We start from the raw sequence: 18,253 nt of genomic DNA, 5'->3' as shown, positions 1-18,253 counted from the left end.
GAATAGTTGTTTATTCTAATACCAGTTGGATGCTTTGTCAACAAGAAAGATGACTTTCATTTATTTACCTTCTTCGAAAGAAGGTAATGAAACAGGTTCAATCGTCAACTTAGTATCCTTTTCTACATGCTACCTGAGTCCCTGCGGAAACCTAAATACGTTAAATGGATCGTACTTTTTATTTACTCTTTCTAACCGCTCTGCGTTGTCTCCAAAATACTCATACTCGTAGTTTCTAAGGTTGCTGATAGGGAAATTCACATAGGAGCCTTTCGTAATACGTTTAATATATTGAAATCGCTTATACAGCCACTCTCTGTTTGCTCGTGCAAACGCATCGTCTGTCCATACAGATTGAAAGCCCAGAATATATCTAGCGTTTCTGTAAAAGAAGGCCGTTTCTCTGTTACCAACACTGCGAATTTCTCCTCCTAGTGCATAAAAAGAAATCGCGGCGTAAACGGACCCTTCTGCTGGACGCTGTATGAGATCTGCAAGATTTTCAAGCTGGCCAACTGAATAACTTCTTTGCACAAATCTTCCCGTTGACTTAAATTTTTCAGAAGGAGGATAGGTTGCTTCTATCTTTTGTACCGCTTCAAGAAAAGATAATGACTGTAGCTCGACTCGGAACCCCTCCACCTCTGCAAAAGGCTGCAAGATCTTTCGAGCTCTTTCTGGAGATCCGTAAAAGAAGCCGTTCGCAAATATGCCCAATCCTTCTCCTTCTGCATTATAAAAACTGGCAACTAGCGTCATACGTTTGTCCAATTCAGGCAGCCAGCTTTGCCATATATTCATCACTTGTACCTGTTTTTCTCTTGTAGTACCTACATAAAAGAAGCGAACAAGCGTCACAGAGCTGTTCGTCGGTTTTGGAAGCTGAAACGTCATGCTTGCCACAACGCCAAAATTACCGCCACCAGCACCTCGGCATGCCCAAAAAAGATCCGCGTTACACGATTTGTTTGCTTTAATAATCTTTCCTTCATAATTGACCAACTCTAGCTCTATCAAGCTGTCACAGCCTAATCCGTAAAGTCTGCTCGAAAGCCCCCAGCCTCCTCCGAGCGTAAAGCCAGACACCCCAACAGTCGGACACGTTCCTCCTGGAAACACATATCCATTCGAACCGATAAAATCATACACTTCCGTATTCTTTGCTCCTCCCTCCATCTTTAAGATGTTCCGTTTCCTATCCAATTTCAACCCGTTTAACCGACTGATATCAATGACCAATACACAGTCACCCGTAGAATACCCTTCATAATGATGACCGCCAGATCGAATGCGAATGTCTACACGATGCTTGCGCGCCCATTGAATTGCATTTACAACATCCTGCTTTTTTTCACAGTACACAATCACAAGCGGAAATTTATCAATAGCACGATTCCACTCCTGACGAGTTTCCTCATAAATGGGGTCTTTCGGCGTTACCACTTCACCCGTAAGCCCTTTCAAAAACATTGAGTCCATTTGACCTCTGCCCCTCTGTATATACTTTTTAGTAGTTTTATTACTATAGTATTCTTGGGGTGGTTGAGGGTGTGGGTTTTCAAGACTAGATTGGCGTTTATCATCTCTATAAAAAATGAAATTTCAGTTCATTTACTGAAATATAAGTACTAATAAAACTTCTTTTCGGTGCTCCGATGCTTTCTAAAACATAACTTTCCAATAATTCAAATTAGATATATTAGAATATTTTTTCTTCCAACAAGAGTCCAATTCAAATAAAAAAAGAGCAGAACCAAATCTGCCCTTTACTCTTCATCTATTTACTTCTTTAACGTCAAACTCACTACATTCTCCACATGCGCCGTATGAGGGAACATATCCACAGGCTGAATGTAATCCACATGATAAGCCTTCGACAGCTGCTGCACATCTTTCGCTAATGTGGATGGATTACAAGATACGTAAACCACTTTCTTTGGCTTTACTTGTAAAATCGTTTTTAGAAGCTTGTCATCACAGCCTGTTCGCGGCGGGTCAACGACGACTACGTCTGGCTTCCATCCTTCTTTCACCCACTGCGGCATCCACTTTTCAGCTGGACCCGTCACATACGTGGCATGTTCAAATCCATGATCTTTGGCATTTTTTCGCGCGTCTACAATGGATTCTTCAATCGTGTCCATTCCGCGAATTTCTTTGGCATCTTTAGCAAGCCATAAGCCAATTGTCCCTACTCCGCAGTAAGCATCTACGATTTTTTCACTGCCTGTTAGCGCAGCTGCTTTTTTTACTTCGTCGTATAGCTTCACCGTTTGAAGAGGATTCAGCTGGAAAAATGCACGCGCTGAAAGTTCGAATGAGATATCACCTAACGTTTCTTGAATCACCGATTTTCCAGCGAGCGTAAACGTTTCGTCTCCAAAGATAAGCGATGTTTTTTGGCCGTTTACGTTTTGTACGAGCGATTTCACTTCCGGCAGGCGGCGCTGAATTTCTTTCATCAGCAGCTCTTTTTTCGGAATTTCTTTTTTAGCCGTGATTAAAACAATTTGCACTTCACCCGTTTCAAATCCTACTCGAGATACGATAGTACGCACAATTCCACGGCGTTTGCGCTCGTTGTAGATAGGGATTTGAAGGTCTTGTAAAATTCGTTTTATTTCTTTTGTCACGTGATTTGTAGCTTTATGCTGAATGGGACAGTTTTCAATATCAATCAAGCGGTGAGAATTCAGTCCATACAAACCAGCAATGACTTTTTGTTTGTCCACGCCGACTTGAAACTGAGATTTATTACGGTAGCGCCACGGATCTTCCATACCAATCGTTTGGCGAGTTTTTTCCTCTACTTTTTTTAATGAACTGTGACGTTCGAACGCTTGCAGAACAATATCCCGCTTGGATTCTAGCTGACCTTCATAAGATAAGTGCTGAAGCTGGCAGCCTCCGCACTGGTCGTAAATCGGACAGGGTGCTTCTACGCGATGAGGAGATTTTTTGCGAATTCGCTTGATTTTCCCTTCGGCAAACTTATGCTGAACATTTGTTGCTTCTACAACCACTTCTTCATTCGGTAATGCTCCCGGTACAAAGACGACTTGGCGCTTAAAATAGCCTACGCCTTCTCCATTAATACCGAGTCTTTTTATCGTCAACGGAAACGTTTGTCCTTTTTGAACTTTCATTTCAGTTTTTGGTTTATTCATGAGACCAACTCCGATTAGTTTAAATTCTTTATATAGTTATTAACGGTCTTTAACTGCTTAAAACCTATTGGACCGTATCGCTTTAAAAAAGACATCAACGCATATTATAACACTTCAACAGCAAAAAACCGACAGGAGAAACATTCCCGTCGGTTTTTATCTTTATTTCGTTTTAGAAGGACTTTTTTTCAATTGTTTACGTTCGTTCATTAAATCATCAATACTTTTAAACGTATAGCCCTGCTTTTTTAAATCCACAATCGCTTGATCTAACGCATCTGCGTTATCCTTTGAAACGGTATGCAGAAGCATGATCGCACCTGGATGTATTTGAGTCATCATATTGTCGTATGAGTAGCGCCAGCCTTTTTGTTCATTCACTTTCCAGTCAACAAATGCTAGTGACCAAAATACATTCGTATAGCCTTCTTGCTTTGAAAGAGCTAGCGTTCGTTCGCTAAATACACCTCTAGGTGAGCGGAGATACTTCATTTCATCACGACCGGTAATATTCTTGTATTCATCTTTTACTTTTTGCAGCTCTTCTTTAAAACGTGCATCATCCACTTGAGTTAAGTCAGGGTGATGCCATGAATGATTGCCGACAATATGCCCTTCTTTTACCATTCGCTTAATTAGCTTAGGCTCTTCTTTTAAATAGTGTCCTGTTACAAAAAACGTCGCAGGAACCTTTCTTTTTTTGAGCACGTCTAATACCTGCGGGGTATAACCATTTTCATAACCGTTATCAAACGTTAAATAAATATTTTTTTTAGTTGTATCGCCGAGGTAAAACGCATCATACTTAGCAAGAATGTGTTCATAAGCTGTACCTGCGGATGCGGGCTTATGATTTTTACTTTTTTGAAATCCCCAGCTGATCGGAGTGTTTGGATACATTTGTGCTTCAACAGATGCTAGGCCTGTTGACATCACGAATAAAAAAACGAGAAAAAAGGTGAACCGGCGCATAAGAAGCTCCTTTCGGAAGTCATTTTACGCTTAGTATCCACTCAATTTTCTCGTTCATGAACGTTACTTTTTACCATACGCTCCGGACGTATGTTTATTTAAATACCGGTTCTTTAAATTGCTCAAGCTTTTCAAATGAAGACTTGTCTACATCTGCATGCAAGCTGTTTCCGTGTGAATCCATCGTCACTACAGCTGTAAAACCTTCTACTTTTAAATGCCACATTGCTTCAGGAATACCGAACTGCATCAAATCAACGCCTTCTACGCTCTTGATACAATCAGCATAGTACTGCGCAGCTCCTCCGATAGCATTTAAGTACACACCGCCGTGCTCTTGAAGAGCAGCAAGCGTTTTAGGACCCATACCGCCTTTACCGATAACCGCGCGGATACCAAATTTCTTCATAATATCTCCTTGGTAAGGTTCTTCACGGATACTTGTTGTTGGTCCTGCAGCGGTTACGTGCCATTTTTCATCTTCATCTTTTAACATAACCGGGCCACAGTGATAAATGATTTGTCCATTTAAATCAATTGGCGCATCGTGGTCTGTTAAATGTTTATGAATAGCGTCGCGTCCTGTGTAGATCATACCGTTGATGCGCACTACGTCACCAACTTTTAATTCACGAATTTGCTCTTCTGTAATAGGTGCTTGTAATACAACTTCTTTTGTTTCATCCGCATTTTGTTTCTCTTCTGCACCTGCATTTTTATTAAAATCTACTTCTTCGCCTTCTTGATACAGCCACTCTTGAACGCTTCCTGTATCAGCGTTGATTTTAATACCTAAGCGACGGTAAGCCCAGCAGTTATACGCAACTGACACATAGAAGCTAGCAGGAATACGATTGATTACGCCGACTTTACAGCCAAGTAATGTCGTTTCTCCGCCAAAGCCCATTGTACCGATTCCTAACTTATTAGCATTTTCCATTACATACTCTTCTAATTCTTTCAGCTGAGCGTTTGGATTTTCGTCATCTAAGTTTCGGAACAGCTGCTCTTTTGCTAATTCATAGCCTGTTGTACGGTCGCCACCGATTCCAACACCAATGACGCCGGCGCTACAGCCTTGGCCTTGCGCTTGGTATACTGAGTGCATCACACATTTACGAATACCGTCTAAATCACGACCAGCTCGGCCTAACCCTTCTACTTCACAAGGCAGGCTATACTGAATGTTTTTATTTTCACAGCCGCCGCCTTTTAAAATAAGACGCGCATCAATATAGTCATTTTCCCACTGTTCAAACTTAATAACCGGCGTGCCTCCGCCTAAATTATTACCGCTGTTTTCTCCCGTTAACGAATCTACAGAATTAGGGCGAAGCTTTCCGTGCTTTGTTGCTTCTTCAATTGCCCAATAAATCGCTTCTTTAATTTGAAGCTGATTCACTCCTACAGGGGTTTTAATTTTAAATGTTGGCATACCTGTATCTTGACAAATTGGCGATAAATTATCATCCGCCATCTTAATATTATTGGTAATGGTCGCTAAAGACATTGCTGCACGCGTTCCTGCATTTTCACGCGCTTTTGCCTTTGCGATAGCACGTCGAACGTCTTTTGGCAATTTTGTAGATGTTTCAACAATTAAATCGTACATGCTTTGTTTTAAAGCTTCAATCATCACTTAATTCCTCCCATATCCCGCTAATGTATGTATTTATCTATCTGTCGTACAACTTTCAAAATTTATTATACTCCTTCAAAAATTGTTTCGAAAGACCTTTATAGGAGGATTTCTACTTCAAGCAAAAAAGCGCTAGTTTTTCTAGCGCTTTTTTCTTCTTCATTCTTTATCTTTTTTAAACTGCTCACATTTTGCTTCTAAGTCATCAATCATTGTAATCAAACGGTCAATATCTTCTAGATCTGTGTTTTCAGGCTCCATAGAGTCTAATACATGTACAAACATATTTAAACGATCTTTTAAATAACGTACTTGTGAATCTTTATCTCGAACGGCGTTTCCCATTTTAAACCCTCCTGATGTAGCTTTTCATTCGTATTTCCTTATATCCTAACGAATACTTTCATATTTGACAACTAAAAGCAATAAAATCCATAATAGTCACTGGTGTCCGTTTTGAATGGGACGTATAATTTAGTCTAGCAGGACGGACCGTGAGATGTTTTCATCATCATTTCACTTTACGGAAAAATAAAAGGAGTTTTTTTATGGCCACTTTACAACGAATTACCCCGGAATTCGATCCGTGGGAAGCGTATTTAGATATGAAACAATATGGCAAACCGACGCTCACAAACGTTGAATTTACAACAACGACGCTTTGTAATATGCGATGTGAGCACTGCGCAGTTGGATATACGCTGCAGCCAAAAGACCCAAACGCACTGCCTCTTGATTTAATTTTAAAACGTCTCGATGAAATTCCAACACTTCGAGCGTTAAGCATCACGGGCGGAGAGCCTATGATGTCTCTATCTTCTGTGAAAAATTATGTGGTGCCTTTATTAAAGTATGCACACGAACGAGGTGTCCGTACACAGATTAATTCAAATTTAACATTAGATCTTGCTCGTTACGAACAAATCATTCCTTATTTAGATGTTTTACATATTTCTCACAATTGGGGAACGATGGACGACTTTGTTGAAGCTGGCTTTGCAATGATGGAGCGAAAGCCTACTTATGAGCAGCGCGCCAAATATTTCGACCGTATGATTGAAAACAGCCGCGCGCTTGTAAAAGCAGGTGTAACGGTATCAGCTGAAACGATGTTAAATAAACGTACGCTTCCTCATATGGAAAAAATTCATCGTCAAATTGTGGATGAAATGCTTTGTCAGCGTCACGAAGTACACCCTATGTATCCAAGTGACTTTGCCAGCACCTTAGAGACATTATCTCTTCCTGAAATGCGTCAAGCGATTCATCACCTTCTTGATATTCGAGATGAAAATGTGTGGATGCTATTCGGCACGCTGCCGTTTTATGCATGCAGTAATAACGAGGAAGACTTAACGCTTTTACAGCGCTTGTATAGCAGTAAAAATGTAACCGTTCGAAACGATCCAGACGGACGTTCTCGCCTAAATGTAAATATTTTCGACGGAGATATTATCGTAACTGATTTTGGTGATACGCCTCCTCTTGGCAACATTCAAGATACAAAGCTTACAGACGCTTTTGATACGTGGCAGCAAAGCACAATTTCTAAAGAACTTAGCTGCCATTGTTCAGCGGTCTCTTGTTTGGGACCTAATATTTTGGTAAAAAACAGCTATTATCAAGATACTGATTTTAGCAAACTCCAAGCGAAGATTACAAAATAACAAAAAGAGATTCCACCACTGGAATCTCTTTTTTTGTTATCTCGGCTGATCGTAAGCCCCGAAACTTAAGGAGACATAATCTTGTACTGGAATCCATGCTCCAATTCCTTGAGACGTTACATTTCTCACCACAATTGAACGCTTGCTGCCTTTTACCGTTACATATACTTCCCCATACGTTACTTTTCCCTTTTCACTTACAGCAGGCGTGTACGCATAGAGATAACCTACTTTTTTAGGAGCTACGTTATACACCTGGTCTTTTTTCGTTCCGGCACCTACAAACGTTTGAAATGATAAAGTGAGCTTTGTTTTTTTAGCTGCTTCAATTAGCATCATTTGTTTAACATGATCAGGCTGAGGCACTTTTGCCGTTAATCCGCCTTTTACATGGCTTTGATTTTCCTGACTGTACATCATTTTGTACTGAGTTTTTCCCGCTCTGTTATCATAATGATTCGTATTGATTCGCTGGTGCTGCCAGTTAACGTTTGTTTCTGTTGATTCATAATTTAACGGCCACTGTCCTAAAAAAATGGTTGCTCTGAATCCAATTGCCCATGGAGTTTTAGAAATGTTTGATTCATTTAATATACGAATTAAATCAGGGTTTTCAATTTTTACATTTGACGTTTCAATGAGCTCTTTTGTGAACTCACTCGGCTGCAAATAAGGCGTGTCTTGACTAGCATTTGGATACGTATTTTCTTTTGAAATATTTAAAGCTGAAGAAGGCACGTTGATGGTAGGCTGAGCTGTTTTTGCAATGGCGATCTTCGTTGAACATGAAAATGAAATAATGATGGTAAACACAAATAAAAGCAATTTACGTAACATCTAGAAACTCCTTTCAACATCGTTAATGAATGCAACCATAGTTTTTTCAAACATCCCCTGTTTTATCCTGAATACCAAAAGGGAAATTCTTCTATTTACTTACAAAAAAGAAACGTCCACATAAAGTGAACGTTTCTTTTTTAAATAAGATAAAAACCAATTCCCATAATAATATAAGCACCTAAAAGAGTTGCGCCTTCAAACCAGTTTGTATCTCCGTCATTAGAAATCGCAATCGTTAAAAATACGGCTGTTACCATCGCAATCAACTCAGGCCAAGTAAAAACAAGAGACATTTGGCTTTCGAACATTAGCGAAACAAGTACTAATATTGGTGCTACAAACATCGCTACTTGTAAAGTTGATCCAACAGCAATTTCAACAGCTACACCCATGCGATTTTTAACGGCCATAATAATAGCGGAAGCATGCTCTGCCGCGTTCCCAACAATCGCTACAATGATGACCCCGATAAACAGCTCACTCCAGCCAAAGCTTTCCGAGACAATTTCGATTGTGCTTACCAAGCTTTCGGATACGTAAGCCACCGCTAACGTAGACAAAAAGAGAACCGCAATCGCTTTCCACATTGACCACTCTGGCTCCTCATGTTCTTCCACTTCTTCACTTTTATGCTGATACACGCCTCGATGCGTGACCAGCTTAAAGAATAACGCCGCTAAGTATAAGATGATGAGAATAATGGAAATTCCGACACTTAGAGACATGGTCTTCGCTTCGTCCATTTCGCTAGCAAACACTTCAGGAATAACAAACGCAACGATAACAGCAAAGATCAATAATCCAGAATTATGTCTTGCATCATAGACATTAAATTCTTGACGCTTAAATTTAAGTCCCCCGATAAAGAATGAAAGACCGCCTACAAGAAGGAGATTTCCTAATACAGAACCGGTTAACGATGCAAGCACCACGGCTGTAAGGCCTTCTTTTAAAGCAAAAATCGAAATAATTAATTCTACAGCGTTACCAAAGGTAGCATTCAATAGACCGCCTATTCGAGGACCAGCTACAACAGCTAAGCTCTCTGTAGCTCTTCCCATAAAAGCTGCGAGGGCAATGATTGTTAAACAGTAAATAATAAACATAAGAACATCTGACCAGTGCATCATGTGCCCAATAACAGATAACGGCACCCCAAGAATAACCGCTATCAGAAAAATCCGATTGATCATCGATATGTACACCTACCTTATTCATTTTTTGACAACAAAATCAATCATATCAAATTAATGGAATTTGTATAGACTCACCGTCAATGTTAGTATTTTTAACCTATTTTTATAAATGATAAACCTCTAATTGATTTTTGATTAAGATATTTAAAAATCAGCCAAACTACCAAGGATAATGAGATAGAATGAGGAGTGAAAAAATGAGTAATGATGTAAAAAATCAAATTTTATCGGTACTGGATGACTATACAATCGGAACGTTAGCTACGATTCAAGATGGAAAACCTTATTCACGCTTTATGATGTTTTTTCATGAAGATCTTGTGCTTTACACCGCCACCAATAAAGATACCCACAAAGTCGAAGAACTAGAAAAAAACCCTTACGTTCATATTTTATTAGGCTATGATGGGCAAGGTTGGAGTGATCCGTATGTAGAGGTAGAAGCCAAAGTAAATGTAGAAACAAACGAAGAGTTAAAAAAGAAATTTTGGAATGAAAAGTTAAAAGAGTGGATTAAAAGTCCAGATGACCCAAATTTTTTGCTTCTTCAGCTGACTCCTGAACGCATGCGCTATTTTGATAAAGCCGGAAGCAAACCAAAAGAAATATAAAAGTGGACAATGTCCACTTTTATTTTATTTCGAAGGTTTCTGTCACTTCTATACTGTCAATAACCGACTGTAGCATTGAACAATTTTTTCGGGCTAGCTCAATCGATTTTTCAATTTTGTCTAATGGCAGGTCTTTTCCCGTGATGATATAGTGCAAATGAATTTTTTCGATTCGCCCCGCTTTTTCATCATTGCGCGTTACATCAGCTTGGATGCGTAAATCAGAAAAAGCGATTCTTTTTTTCTCTAGAATTTTTCTTAACACGCCTCCGCTGCAAACGGCAATGGACGATGTCATTAGCTGATAAGGACGAAAGCCATACTCTTCATCTCCTGCGATATGTAGCTCTCCATAAGGAAGATCTGTCGTAAATCCCGCTTCTTTTTTCATGTTAAATTCCATTTTCTTCACTCCTTTCCTTCATTATAAACCGTTTTTTATATAACCAACTACTCTCACTATAGATCACTTGTTACACCGCGGTTTATTTCCGGGAACCATCACAATAAAAAAATCCGAACGAATTTGATTCTTGATCAAGAATCAAATTCGTTCGGATCTTCCTTCAACTAACATACTTTTGTACTAGCCTTTTTTATGACTCCGTATTAAACTAATTTTCCAGCGCGAATATCATCCGTCATTCCTTCGTAAGGCGCTTGAGCGATAACTTCCCCATTATTCACTCCGACATTTTTGATAAATGTAATGTCAGCAAATTCCGGAACCACGTATTTTGGATATGTCTCATATTTCTCACGAGACTCATGCATTAAATCGAGATGATCATTTTGATAGCATACTGTGATTTCAGGATGTTCATGTACCCATTTTGGGAAGAAGATAATGCCGTGCATGCGTTTTTCATCAGGCATAAAGTTCAAAGACACATCTGTTCCCGTTGGTTCAGTCCACGATACTTTATATACACCTTCTGTTAATTTCACAATATCTACTTTTTGGTCGCGAACCCATCTTCCTGCCACCATTCCGCTATGAATACGGTAATCAATTGTATTTTCGTTTTTAATATAAATTTCATATTCCCATCCATTTTCGTATGTGTAAATCATATGATTTCCAATAAATTTTTCCATGTCTATACCTCTCCTTTGATTTGATTTATAAAACTTCGTATATGTCTAGCACAACGCTTTCTGGGTTTCTTACAGCAGCGCCTATAAACATGCGGTCCTGTAACCACTTATACTTTGCACTTCCAGTTTCAAAGACAGGAATCGTACGAAAGTAAACGTGCTCTGGAGGTATAATTTCACCTTCAGCAGCCTGTTCTCTAAACTCTTCACTAACCTGACGTATTCCATTGTTTTCAATATAAATAAGTTCATCATCTTCTGTTTGAATGACATATCGTGCAGATAAATCGACGCGGCCATCCCAACGAATAATTTGAGAATCCGCTCCACTTGGAAGAATTAAGCCTTTTATTTCCCCGTCTGCAGTACCTGACTTAATGGGAATAAACTGTTTTTTTCCTAATCCTGTATGACCAATAACGACGGGTGTACCAACATTAATTGTGAATGTTGCTATTTTCTTCAACCCTGGTTCTATCATAGCAATCACCTCTTAATTGTAAATAAAAACATGTAAATATTTACACGTTTTATTCTACTCCCCTTACATAAAGATGTCAAATGGACAGCACGGCCTGTTTATATCCTTGTCAATAAAGCGTTTTCCTTGTACGATTAAACAGTTGGATTGACAAAATATAGATAAAAAGAGGTTAAATGCTATGGGTGCTACTCATCAACAACGTTTCTGGATTTTAGTTAGCCTTGTCGCCATTTCTGGATTCAGCCAAGGCATGCTGCTGCCTTTAATTGCTATTATTTTTGAGAAAGATGGTCTTTCCTCTACTATAAACGGATTAAACGCAACTGGATTGTACCTGGGCATCTTATTTATTTCTCCTTTCATGGAAGCGCCGCTTCGCAGATACGGATACAAGCCAATTATCGCAGCAGGAGGACTTTTAGTTATTGTATCTTTAGCTTTGTTTCCCCTGTGGAAATCTGTTGTATTTTGGTTTGTGCTCCGTTTATTTATTGGAATAGGAGATCACGCGCTGCACTTTGGAACTCAAACGTGGATTACATCGTCTTCCCCTGCTGATAAAAGAGGTAGAAACATTTCACTGTATGGGCTCTTTTTTGGTATTGGTTTTGCTGTTGGTCCTTTAATGACGCCGTTAATTGAAATTAATCAAGCGCTGCCTTTTATGATTTCTTCTGCTCTATGTCTTCTAACGTGGGTATTTTTATTTTTGATAAAAAATGAATTTCCCCTTCAGGGAGTTGAGGTTAATTCATTAAAAGAAACGGCTAAGCGATTTTCTAAAGCGGCTAAATATGCTTGGATTGCTTTTTTACCGCCTTTTGGATATGGTTTTTTAGAGTCATCACTGAACGGCAGCTTTCCTGTATACGGTTTACGAATTGGATTGCAAGTAGAGTTTATTTCACTGCTGCTGACTTCCTTTGCAGTTGGAGCTATTGTGTTTCAGCTTCCTCTTGGCATACTGAGCGATAAATTCGGACGGAAATTGGTATTAGGATGGATTTTATCAATTGGAGCCGTGACTTTTTTTACAGCAAGTCTCTTGGAAGACACCGCTATTCCATTAGTAGCGTGTTTATTTATAGCAGGCATGGTTGTAGGTTCTACGTTTAGTTTAGGAATCAGCTATATGACGGATTTGATTCCTACTCGTCTGCTTCCTACAGGTAATTTACTATGCGGCATTGCTTTTAGTATCGGAAGCCTTGCCGGTCCTTACATAGGCGGTACTTTTATTCAGTTCTTTCATCATGTCAGCTTTTTTAATATTATTAGCGGGATGCTTGGCTTTATTTTTATCCTTCTTTTTGTATTCGGACAAAAAATGCCTATGCAGCAAAAAACAAGCGAGAACTTATAAGTTCTCGCTTGTTTTTAAACTTTTAGCGTCCGGTGCTGAAGAGCTGATTTTTCAATTTGTATCGTCGTATGCTCAATACCACAGTGATCGTGTACTAAATCAATGGCTTTTTGCAAAATCTGCTGACAATCTTTTTCATCTTCTACGCGCATATGACAGCTCAATGAGTCCAGTCCTGAAGTAATCGTCCAGATGTGTAAATCATGCACATCTTTGACTCCTTCAATGTTTTCAAGAAGGTTTTTTATTTCACTGTGATCCACTCCTTCAGGAGAGCCTTCCATCAAAATATGAACGCTATGAGCAAGCACGCCCCAAGCGCTTTTTAAAATTAATACAGACACAACTACAGAAATAATCGGATCAGCAATATACCATCCAAACAGCATCATAAGAAGTCCCGCTACAATAGCTCCAATAGACCCTAAAGCATCTCCCAATACGTGTAAGTAAGCGCTGCGCAAATTTACATTTCCTTTTACATCGCCTTGTCTCATAAGTGACCATGCGCTGATTAAATTAGCGAGTAAACCAACAGCAGCAATCAGCATCATGCTGCCGCTTGCTACAGACTGCGGCTCCAGTACGCGCTGATAGGCTTCATAAATGATAAACCCTGCTATTACAAACAGTGCCACTCCGTTAAAAAGAGCCGCTAATATTTCAAAACGATAATAACCGTACGTTTTTTTAGCCGACGCATCTCGGTTAGCAAACCATATGGCTACGAGGCTAAGAGCAAGTGAGCTTGTATCAGACAGCATGTGTCCGCTATCGGATAATAGCGCTAAACTATTTGTAAAAAGCCCTCCAACAAACTCAAGAACCATAATACCCGCGGTGATAATTAGTGCAATTAACAGACCTTTTTTGTTGCCTTCACGCTGTGTATCAAAATGGTGATGATGACCATGATGATGGTGGTGATGATCATGACTCATGCAAAGCCCCTCCTTCTAATTGTTATGTGCGCATTCTACGTGCTGAATCACTTGATGCAATATTCCAACCACGTGTTCATCATCGTACGTATAGAAATACGTATTCCCTTCACGGCGATATTTTACTAAACGTAAATGACGCAAGTGAGTTAACTGATGTGAAATAGCTGATTGTGAAACACCAAGCACTTCAACCATATGACCGACTGAACACTCTTCTTGAAATAGCAAATAGAGAATCTTCATTCTCGTAGGATCTGAAATAGCTTTTAGTATTCTTGATGCTTCTTCTACTGTTTGAGGTGATAAAAACGAATGTTCATCTTTTTTCATAACATCTCTCCGTTCATTATATGCAAGTATATGAGCATATGTTCATATATAAATTATAAAATACCTTTTTCTCTATAGTCAATTATTTACGTCTTTCAAAATTTTTTTGCCTATTTTAAAAAAAAATCCACACAAAATACTTTTTCTGTTATATAATACAATTAAATATAATAAACTGTATTAAAACAGATGGAGAGGAGAATAATAAATGAGCAGACAAGAACGTAAAAACATGATTACATTTATTGAAACAATGAAGGGGATCGACCGTGAAACCTTAATGTACATGACGGATGCCGATATCGAGCACATTTACACTTCCGCTTATAAATATTATGAAGAGCATTTAGATATGTAGTACGTTTTTTACAGAATGCAGACGTCCAGCTGCATTCTGTTTTTATTTTTTAAGCATTAGTTGTTACCTCCTTGCTTGTTCCGTGCTATACTATACTAAATATCCCAATTCAAAAGATAATAAATGGAAAAAGTGTGCTGCTATCGCTGAGATGGCAGCTTTCGTGCTTTTTTAGGGGTAATGATTGTGATTATTTTTCTCAATTATCGTTCAAGGAGGATTTGTATGGAAAATGCGTTACCTAAAAAACAAGAACAAACGCCGCAAACATCTTCTGCTGTCAACGTATTAAAAACACATGGTGAACTCATTGCTGCACTGTTGAGCGGAGTGCTTATTTTAGCCGGCTGGCTGATTTCAAAACAGCAGGATACAGCTGTATCTATTACGCTCTTTGTATTAGCTTATGTGATAGGTGGATTTGCTAAAGCAAAAGAAGGCATTGAAGAAACGATTGAAAATAAAGAATTAAACGTCGAAATGCTAATGATTATTGCGGCCATTGGAGCGGCTGTAATTGGCTACTGGACAGAAGGTGCTATGCTTATTTTCATTTTTGCACTAAGCGGTGCATTAGAAACGTACACCATGAATAAAAGCAACCGAGAAATTAGCGCCTTAATGAATTTGCAGCCGCAAGAAGCAACGCGGCTGATTGGAGACCAAGAAGAAATTGTCTCCATTTCAGATTTACAAATCGGAGACTTGCTGTTAGTTAAGCCGGGTGAACGAGTGCCATCCGATGGTATTGTTGTCTCAGGTCAAACAACGATTGATCAGGCGGCTATTACGGGTGAATCTGTCCCTGTACTAAAACAGCTCGACGATGAAGTATTCGCGGGCACGGTGAATGTGAAAGGCGCCATTACCATTAAAATGACAAAGCCAAGTGCTGAGACGCTGTTTCAAAAGATCATTCAACTTGTTCAAACGGCTCAAAGTGAAAAGTCTCCTTCTCAATTGTTTATCGAACGATTTGAAGGCACATACGTAAAAATTGTTCTATCGGTTGTGGCAGTTATGCTGTTTCTCCCCCACTATGTGCTTGGATGGAGCTGGACCGAGACATTTTACCGAGCAATGATTCTCTTAGTTGTAGCGTCTCCTTGCGCCCTAGTTGCATCTATCACCCCTGCTTCGCTGTCTGCTATTTCAAACGGAGCAAAAAAAGGAATTTTGTTCAAAGGCGGCGTGCATTTGGAAAGGTTAAGCCATTTAAGCGCAATTGCTTTTGACAAAACAGGCACGTTAACAAAAGGAAAGCCAGAAGTGACAAATGTTATTGTACGTTCTGATATAAACGAACAGGAATTTCTTATTAAAATAGCATCCATTGAACGTCAGTCTAATCATCCGCTTGCTCAATCCATTGTTGACTTTGTGAAAAACAAGCAGGAATTGACGCTCGTTCAGCCAGATTCACTTGAAGACGTTCCCGGATACGGTGTGATTGGGTCTCTTCAAGAAGATACGTGGAAGATAGGAAAAGCAGATTTTGTAGGTAAAGAAGAAGCAGCTGAATTTGAAAATGGGATTTCATCTACGCTTGCCAGTGAAGGAAAAACGATTGTGTACGCAAAAGACCAGCATGGTATTGTGGGATTGCTTGCGCTAAAAGACGTTGTACGAACAGAAGCTGTAGAAGCTGTTAAATCTCTGAAAGAGCAGGGTATTCATACCGTCATGATTACAGGAGACAGCGAAAAAACAGCCGAGGCCATTTCAAAAGAATGTGCCGTCGATGAATACATTGCAGAATGTTTGCCTGAAGCGAAAGTAGATAAAATTAAAGCGTTAAAAGAAAAATTCCCTACCGTTTCAATGGTGGGAGATGGCATTAACGATGCACCTGCTCTCGCTACTGCTAACGTTGGAGTAGCCATGGGAGAAGGAACCGATGTGGCACTGGAAACGGCAGATATTGTTTTAATGAAAAATGATTTATCAAAAATTTCGGATGCAGTAGCTCTTTCCAGACGAATGAACTCAATTGTGAAGCAAAATGTTATTTTTTCTATTGCCGTCATCTTTTTATTAATTTGTTCGAATTTTTTCCAAGTGCTTGATATGCCATTTGGTGTTATTGGTCACGAAGGCAGCACCATTTTAGTTATCTTAAACGGCCTTCGCTTGCTAAAATCTTAACGAAAAAAAGCCTAACGTATTTGTTAGGCTTTTTATTATGGAAATCAATGCCTTAATGGTAACCGTTTTGTCCATTTTGGCTGTTGCTTGTTTTATGCTTTGGCTGGCTCTTTTTATTTTGTTTTGTATTGCTTCCATCTTTTTTTGTATGCTTTGTCATGATGTAAAACCTCCCTTTCACTTTGTTAGTATGCTCATATCTTGCGAATGATTTCATCCCAATTTGTGACTATGAAGATTTGACTCGGCGGTCGTAGAAAATAGCGTTAATTTCTCCTCCAATAACGATAATCATACCCGATAGGTACAGCCAAATAAGCAAGATAATAATTCCGCCCAAGCTTCCATATGTAGCCGTATAGTTATTGAAATGATTTACATAGTACGCAAATAGCATCGATACCACTGTCCATCCGACCGTAGCAAAAGCCGCTCCTTTTACAACATTTCGAATCAGCAGCTTTTTATTAGGAGCAAAGTAATACAACCCCGTAAAAACAGTAAACAAAATGAGACCGCTGATAATCCAGCGGGAAGCAGACCATAAAGCGAGAAAAGTTTCTGAAAATCCAAACGTAGACGATAAATAAAGACCAATCATATGACCAAAAACAGGAAGTAAAAGCGCTACAATAATAACAAATATCATCGCAAAAGTAAGGAGAACTGCCATGCCTCTCGCCACTAAAAACGGCCGATTTTCTTGTACGTGATACGCTCGGTTAAATGCCCTTACGATCGCATTAATTCCATTTGAAGCAGACCACATCGTGGCAATGATACCAAAGGACAATAGTTTTTCATTATGAGAACCAATGATATGAGAAACGTTGCTTTCAATCATGTGCAGCGTTTGCTGTGGCGCTACATTTTCGACCAAGTCAAGCAGATCTGTTGATTCCAATGGCAAAAATCCAATCAGCGTAATTAAGAAAATTAAAAAAGGAAATAGCGAGAGCAGCAAATAATAAGCCAATTCAGCTGATAAGCTGGGCAGCTCATCTCGATGAATGCGGCCCATGAGTTCTTTGCCAAACTTTACGATGTTATTTATGTATATTCCAGCCATATGTGCCTCCTTATTTATTTTTGTTCATCACCATACTTCTCTACAAATGCTTCTTTTGTATCGTTTACAATTTCCATCACCTGAGGGGTTGTTTCTTTTAACTTTTCTACTTTTCCCGCTACAAATGATACATCTTCAGAAACTTGCTCAATGGTCGTACGGATCGTTTCATATTTCTCTTTCACAGTATCCGTCACAAGTTCAGGATGCTGAATAAGAGTTTTTGTTTTGTCTTTCAGTTTTTTACTTCCTTGAATAACGGAACTTCTGGTTTCTTTATCAAATAAAGAAACAGCTCCTCCTATAATTGCTCCAATGACCATACCTTCTACTAGCTTATTTCGTTTACCCATTTGTCGTTTCTCCTCCG

19 protein-coding genes are annotated in these 18,253 nt (G+C 39.2%); 5 read left to right on the top strand and 14 right to left on the bottom strand.

Annotated elements, in window-relative coordinates; genetic code table 11:
* Positions 1 to 129: 129 nt before the first annotated feature.
* The 5 genes from LJY09_RS01980 to LJY09_RS01960 form a co-directional block, all read right to left on the bottom strand.
* Positions 130 to 1,479 (bottom strand): FAD-binding oxidoreductase, encoded by a 1,350-nt coding sequence (locus LJY09_RS01980; protein ID WP_028412441.1) that lies wholly within the window; start codon positions 1,477 to 1,479, stop codon positions 130 to 132.
* Positions 1,480 to 1,781: 302 nt separating this feature from the next.
* Positions 1,782 to 3,167 (bottom strand): 23S rRNA (uracil(1939)-C(5))-methyltransferase RlmD, encoded by a 1,386-nt coding sequence (rlmD, locus tag LJY09_RS01975; protein WP_028412442.1) that lies wholly within the window; start codon positions 3,165 to 3,167, stop codon positions 1,782 to 1,784.
* Positions 3,168 to 3,329: 162 nt separating this feature from the next.
* Complete coding sequence (gene pdaA / locus LJY09_RS01970) at positions 3,330 to 4,139, bottom strand: delta-lactam-biosynthetic de-N-acetylase (protein WP_028412443.1); 810 nt, start codon at positions 4,137 to 4,139, stop codon at positions 3,330 to 3,332.
* Between the two features lie 94 nt (positions 4,140 to 4,233).
* Positions 4,234 to 5,775: a fumarate hydratase gene (locus tag LJY09_RS01965; protein ID WP_098627107.1), complete on the bottom strand. Its 1,542-nt coding sequence runs from the start codon at positions 5,773 to 5,775 to the stop codon at positions 4,234 to 4,236.
* Positions 5,776 to 5,937: 162 nt separating this feature from the next.
* Complete coding sequence (locus tag LJY09_RS01960) at positions 5,938 to 6,123, bottom strand: SE1561 family protein (protein WP_013081532.1); 186 nt, start codon at positions 6,121 to 6,123, stop codon at positions 5,938 to 5,940.
* Between the two features lie 203 nt (positions 6,124 to 6,326).
* Between LJY09_RS01960 and yfkAB the strand changes: the two genes are divergently transcribed.
* On the top strand, positions 6,327 to 7,445 hold the full coding sequence (gene yfkAB, locus LJY09_RS01955) for a radical SAM/CxCxxxxC motif protein YfkAB (RefSeq protein ID WP_028412445.1): 1,119 nt from the start codon (positions 6,327 to 6,329) through the stop codon (positions 7,443 to 7,445).
* Between the two features lie 36 nt (positions 7,446 to 7,481).
* On the opposite strand, the gene LJY09_RS01950 is transcribed toward yfkAB, so the two are convergent.
* Positions 7,482 to 8,282 carry a YfkD famly protein gene (locus tag LJY09_RS01950; protein WP_028412446.1) on the bottom strand — a complete coding sequence of 267 codons (801 nt, stop codon included), beginning with the start codon at positions 8,280 to 8,282 and terminating at the stop codon, positions 7,482 to 7,484.
* 140 nt (positions 8,283 to 8,422) lie between these two features.
* Complete coding sequence (gene cax / locus LJY09_RS01945; RefSeq protein WP_034263745.1) at positions 8,423 to 9,478, bottom strand: calcium/proton exchanger; 1,056 nt, start codon at positions 9,476 to 9,478, stop codon at positions 8,423 to 8,425.
* A 200-nt stretch (positions 9,479 to 9,678) separates the two neighbouring features.
* Between cax and LJY09_RS01940 the strand changes: the two genes are divergently transcribed.
* Complete coding sequence (locus tag LJY09_RS01940) at positions 9,679 to 10,092, top strand: pyridoxamine 5'-phosphate oxidase family protein (RefSeq protein WP_034263743.1); 414 nt, start codon at positions 9,679 to 9,681, stop codon at positions 10,090 to 10,092.
* Between the two features lie 19 nt (positions 10,093 to 10,111).
* On the opposite strand, the gene LJY09_RS01935 is transcribed toward LJY09_RS01940, so the two are convergent.
* From LJY09_RS01935 to LJY09_RS01925, 3 genes are all read right to left on the bottom strand, one after another.
* A complete protein-coding gene (locus LJY09_RS01935; protein WP_154974100.1) occupies positions 10,112 to 10,495 on the bottom strand; it encodes an OsmC family protein in 384 nt (127 codons plus the stop codon).
* Between the two features lie 206 nt (positions 10,496 to 10,701).
* Complete coding sequence (locus LJY09_RS01930; protein WP_154974102.1) at positions 10,702 to 11,190, bottom strand: phenolic acid decarboxylase; 489 nt, start codon at positions 11,188 to 11,190, stop codon at positions 10,702 to 10,704.
* Positions 11,191 to 11,215: 25 nt separating this feature from the next.
* On the bottom strand, positions 11,216 to 11,671 hold the full coding sequence (locus LJY09_RS01925) for a DUF3237 domain-containing protein (protein WP_028412450.1): 456 nt from the start codon (positions 11,669 to 11,671) through the stop codon (positions 11,216 to 11,218).
* A 181-nt stretch (positions 11,672 to 11,852) separates the two neighbouring features.
* Here LJY09_RS01925 and LJY09_RS01920 point away from each other — a divergent pair, with 181 nt between their 5' ends.
* Entirely contained in the window at positions 11,853 to 13,037 is a 1,185-nt protein-coding gene (locus LJY09_RS01920) for an MFS transporter (protein ID WP_098999466.1), read from the top strand.
* A 14-nt stretch (positions 13,038 to 13,051) separates the two neighbouring features.
* Here the strand turns inward: LJY09_RS01920 and LJY09_RS01915 are convergent, their stop codons facing one another.
* Positions 13,052 to 13,978 carry a cation diffusion facilitator family transporter gene (locus tag LJY09_RS01915; RefSeq protein WP_098999465.1) on the bottom strand — a complete coding sequence of 309 codons (927 nt, stop codon included), beginning with the start codon at positions 13,976 to 13,978 and terminating at the stop codon, positions 13,052 to 13,054.
* 15 nt (positions 13,979 to 13,993) lie between these two features.
* Positions 13,994 to 14,311 (bottom strand): ArsR/SmtB family transcription factor, encoded by a 318-nt coding sequence (locus tag LJY09_RS01910; RefSeq protein WP_098999464.1) that lies wholly within the window; start codon positions 14,309 to 14,311, stop codon positions 13,994 to 13,996.
* 208 nt (positions 14,312 to 14,519) lie between these two features.
* Here LJY09_RS01910 and LJY09_RS01905 point away from each other — a divergent pair, with 208 nt between their 5' ends.
* Both LJY09_RS01905 and LJY09_RS01900 read left to right on the top strand, forming a co-directional pair.
* On the top strand, positions 14,520 to 14,669 hold the full coding sequence (locus tag LJY09_RS01905; protein ID WP_013055132.1) for a BH0509 family protein: 150 nt from the start codon (positions 14,520 to 14,522) through the stop codon (positions 14,667 to 14,669).
* Positions 14,670 to 14,894: 225 nt separating this feature from the next.
* Positions 14,895 to 16,814, top strand: a complete 1,920-nt coding sequence (locus LJY09_RS01900; protein ID WP_028412454.1) for a heavy metal translocating P-type ATPase — start codon at positions 14,895 to 14,897, stop codon at positions 16,812 to 16,814.
* Positions 16,815 to 17,043: 229 nt separating this feature from the next.
* Here LJY09_RS01900 and LJY09_RS01895 read toward each other — a convergent pair whose 3' ends face one another.
* The gene (locus LJY09_RS01895) at positions 17,044 to 17,883 is read right to left on the bottom strand and encodes a YihY/virulence factor BrkB family protein (protein WP_034267022.1); all 840 of its coding nucleotides are present in this window, start codon (positions 17,881 to 17,883) and stop codon (positions 17,044 to 17,046) included.
* Positions 17,884 to 17,897: 14 nt separating this feature from the next.
* A complete protein-coding gene (locus LJY09_RS01890; RefSeq protein WP_047751736.1) occupies positions 17,898 to 18,236 on the bottom strand; it encodes a hypothetical protein in 339 nt (112 codons plus the stop codon).
* Positions 18,237 to 18,253: the final 17 nt, after the last annotated feature.

The sequence above is a fragment of the Priestia sp. J2 genome, from assembly GCF_020790095.1.
Taxonomy (GTDB): Bacteria; Bacillota; Bacilli; order Bacillales; family Bacillaceae_H; genus Priestia; species Priestia zanthoxyli.
The sequence above is the reverse complement of the archived record's forward strand: the minus strand, read 5'-3'. Positions and strand labels throughout refer to the sequence as shown.

What these genes read in the sequence shown, in the direction of transcription:
- pdaA (WP_028412443.1), bottom strand. Translation starts at nt 4,139, where the DNA reads ATGCGCCGGTTCACCTTTTTTCTCGTTTTTTTATTCGTGATGTCAACA.
- LJY09_RS01905 (WP_013055132.1), top strand. Translation starts at nt 14,520, where the DNA reads ATGAGCAGACAAGAACGTAAAAACATGATTACATTTATTGAAACAATG.
- LJY09_RS01960 (WP_013081532.1), bottom strand. Translation starts at nt 6,123, where the DNA reads ATGGGAAACGCCGTTCGAGATAAAGATTCACAAGTACGTTATTTAAAA.
- LJY09_RS01910 (WP_098999464.1), bottom strand. Translation starts at nt 14,311, where the DNA reads ATGAAAAAAGATGAACATTCGTTTTTATCACCTCAAACAGTAGAAGAA.
- LJY09_RS01900 (WP_028412454.1), top strand. Translation starts at nt 14,895, where the DNA reads ATGGAAAATGCGTTACCTAAAAAACAAGAACAAACGCCGCAAACATCT.
- LJY09_RS01980 (WP_028412441.1), bottom strand. Translation starts at nt 1,479, where the DNA reads ATGGACTCAATGTTTTTGAAAGGGCTTACGGGTGAAGTGGTAACGCCG.
- cax (WP_034263745.1), bottom strand. Translation starts at nt 9,478, where the DNA reads ATGATCAATCGGATTTTTCTGATAGCGGTTATTCTTGGGGTGCCGTTA.
- LJY09_RS01950 (WP_028412446.1), bottom strand. Translation starts at nt 8,282, where the DNA reads ATGTTACGTAAATTGCTTTTATTTGTGTTTACCATCATTATTTCATTT.
- yfkAB (WP_028412445.1), top strand. Translation starts at nt 6,327, where the DNA reads ATGGCCACTTTACAACGAATTACCCCGGAATTCGATCCGTGGGAAGCG.
- LJY09_RS01940 (WP_034263743.1), top strand. Translation starts at nt 9,679, where the DNA reads ATGAGTAATGATGTAAAAAATCAAATTTTATCGGTACTGGATGACTAT.
- LJY09_RS01915 (WP_098999465.1), bottom strand. Translation starts at nt 13,978, where the DNA reads ATGAGTCATGATCATCACCACCATCATCATGGTCATCATCACCATTTT.
- LJY09_RS01895 (WP_034267022.1), bottom strand. Translation starts at nt 17,883, where the DNA reads ATGGCTGGAATATACATAAATAACATCGTAAAGTTTGGCAAAGAACTC.
- LJY09_RS01930 (WP_154974102.1), bottom strand. Translation starts at nt 11,190, where the DNA reads ATGGAAAAATTTATTGGAAATCATATGATTTACACATACGAAAATGGA.
- LJY09_RS01925 (WP_028412450.1), bottom strand. Translation starts at nt 11,671, where the DNA reads ATGATAGAACCAGGGTTGAAGAAAATAGCAACATTCACAATTAATGTT.
- LJY09_RS01935 (WP_154974100.1), bottom strand. Translation starts at nt 10,495, where the DNA reads ATGGAATTTAACATGAAAAAAGAAGCGGGATTTACGACAGATCTTCCT.
- rlmD (WP_028412442.1), bottom strand. Translation starts at nt 3,167, where the DNA reads ATGAATAAACCAAAAACTGAAATGAAAGTTCAAAAAGGACAAACGTTT.
- LJY09_RS01965 (WP_098627107.1), bottom strand. Translation starts at nt 5,775, where the DNA reads ATGATTGAAGCTTTAAAACAAAGCATGTACGATTTAATTGTTGAAACA.
- LJY09_RS01920 (WP_098999466.1), top strand. Translation starts at nt 11,853, where the DNA reads ATGGGTGCTACTCATCAACAACGTTTCTGGATTTTAGTTAGCCTTGTC.
- LJY09_RS01890 (WP_047751736.1), bottom strand. Translation starts at nt 18,236, where the DNA reads ATGGGTAAACGAAATAAGCTAGTAGAAGGTATGGTCATTGGAGCAATT.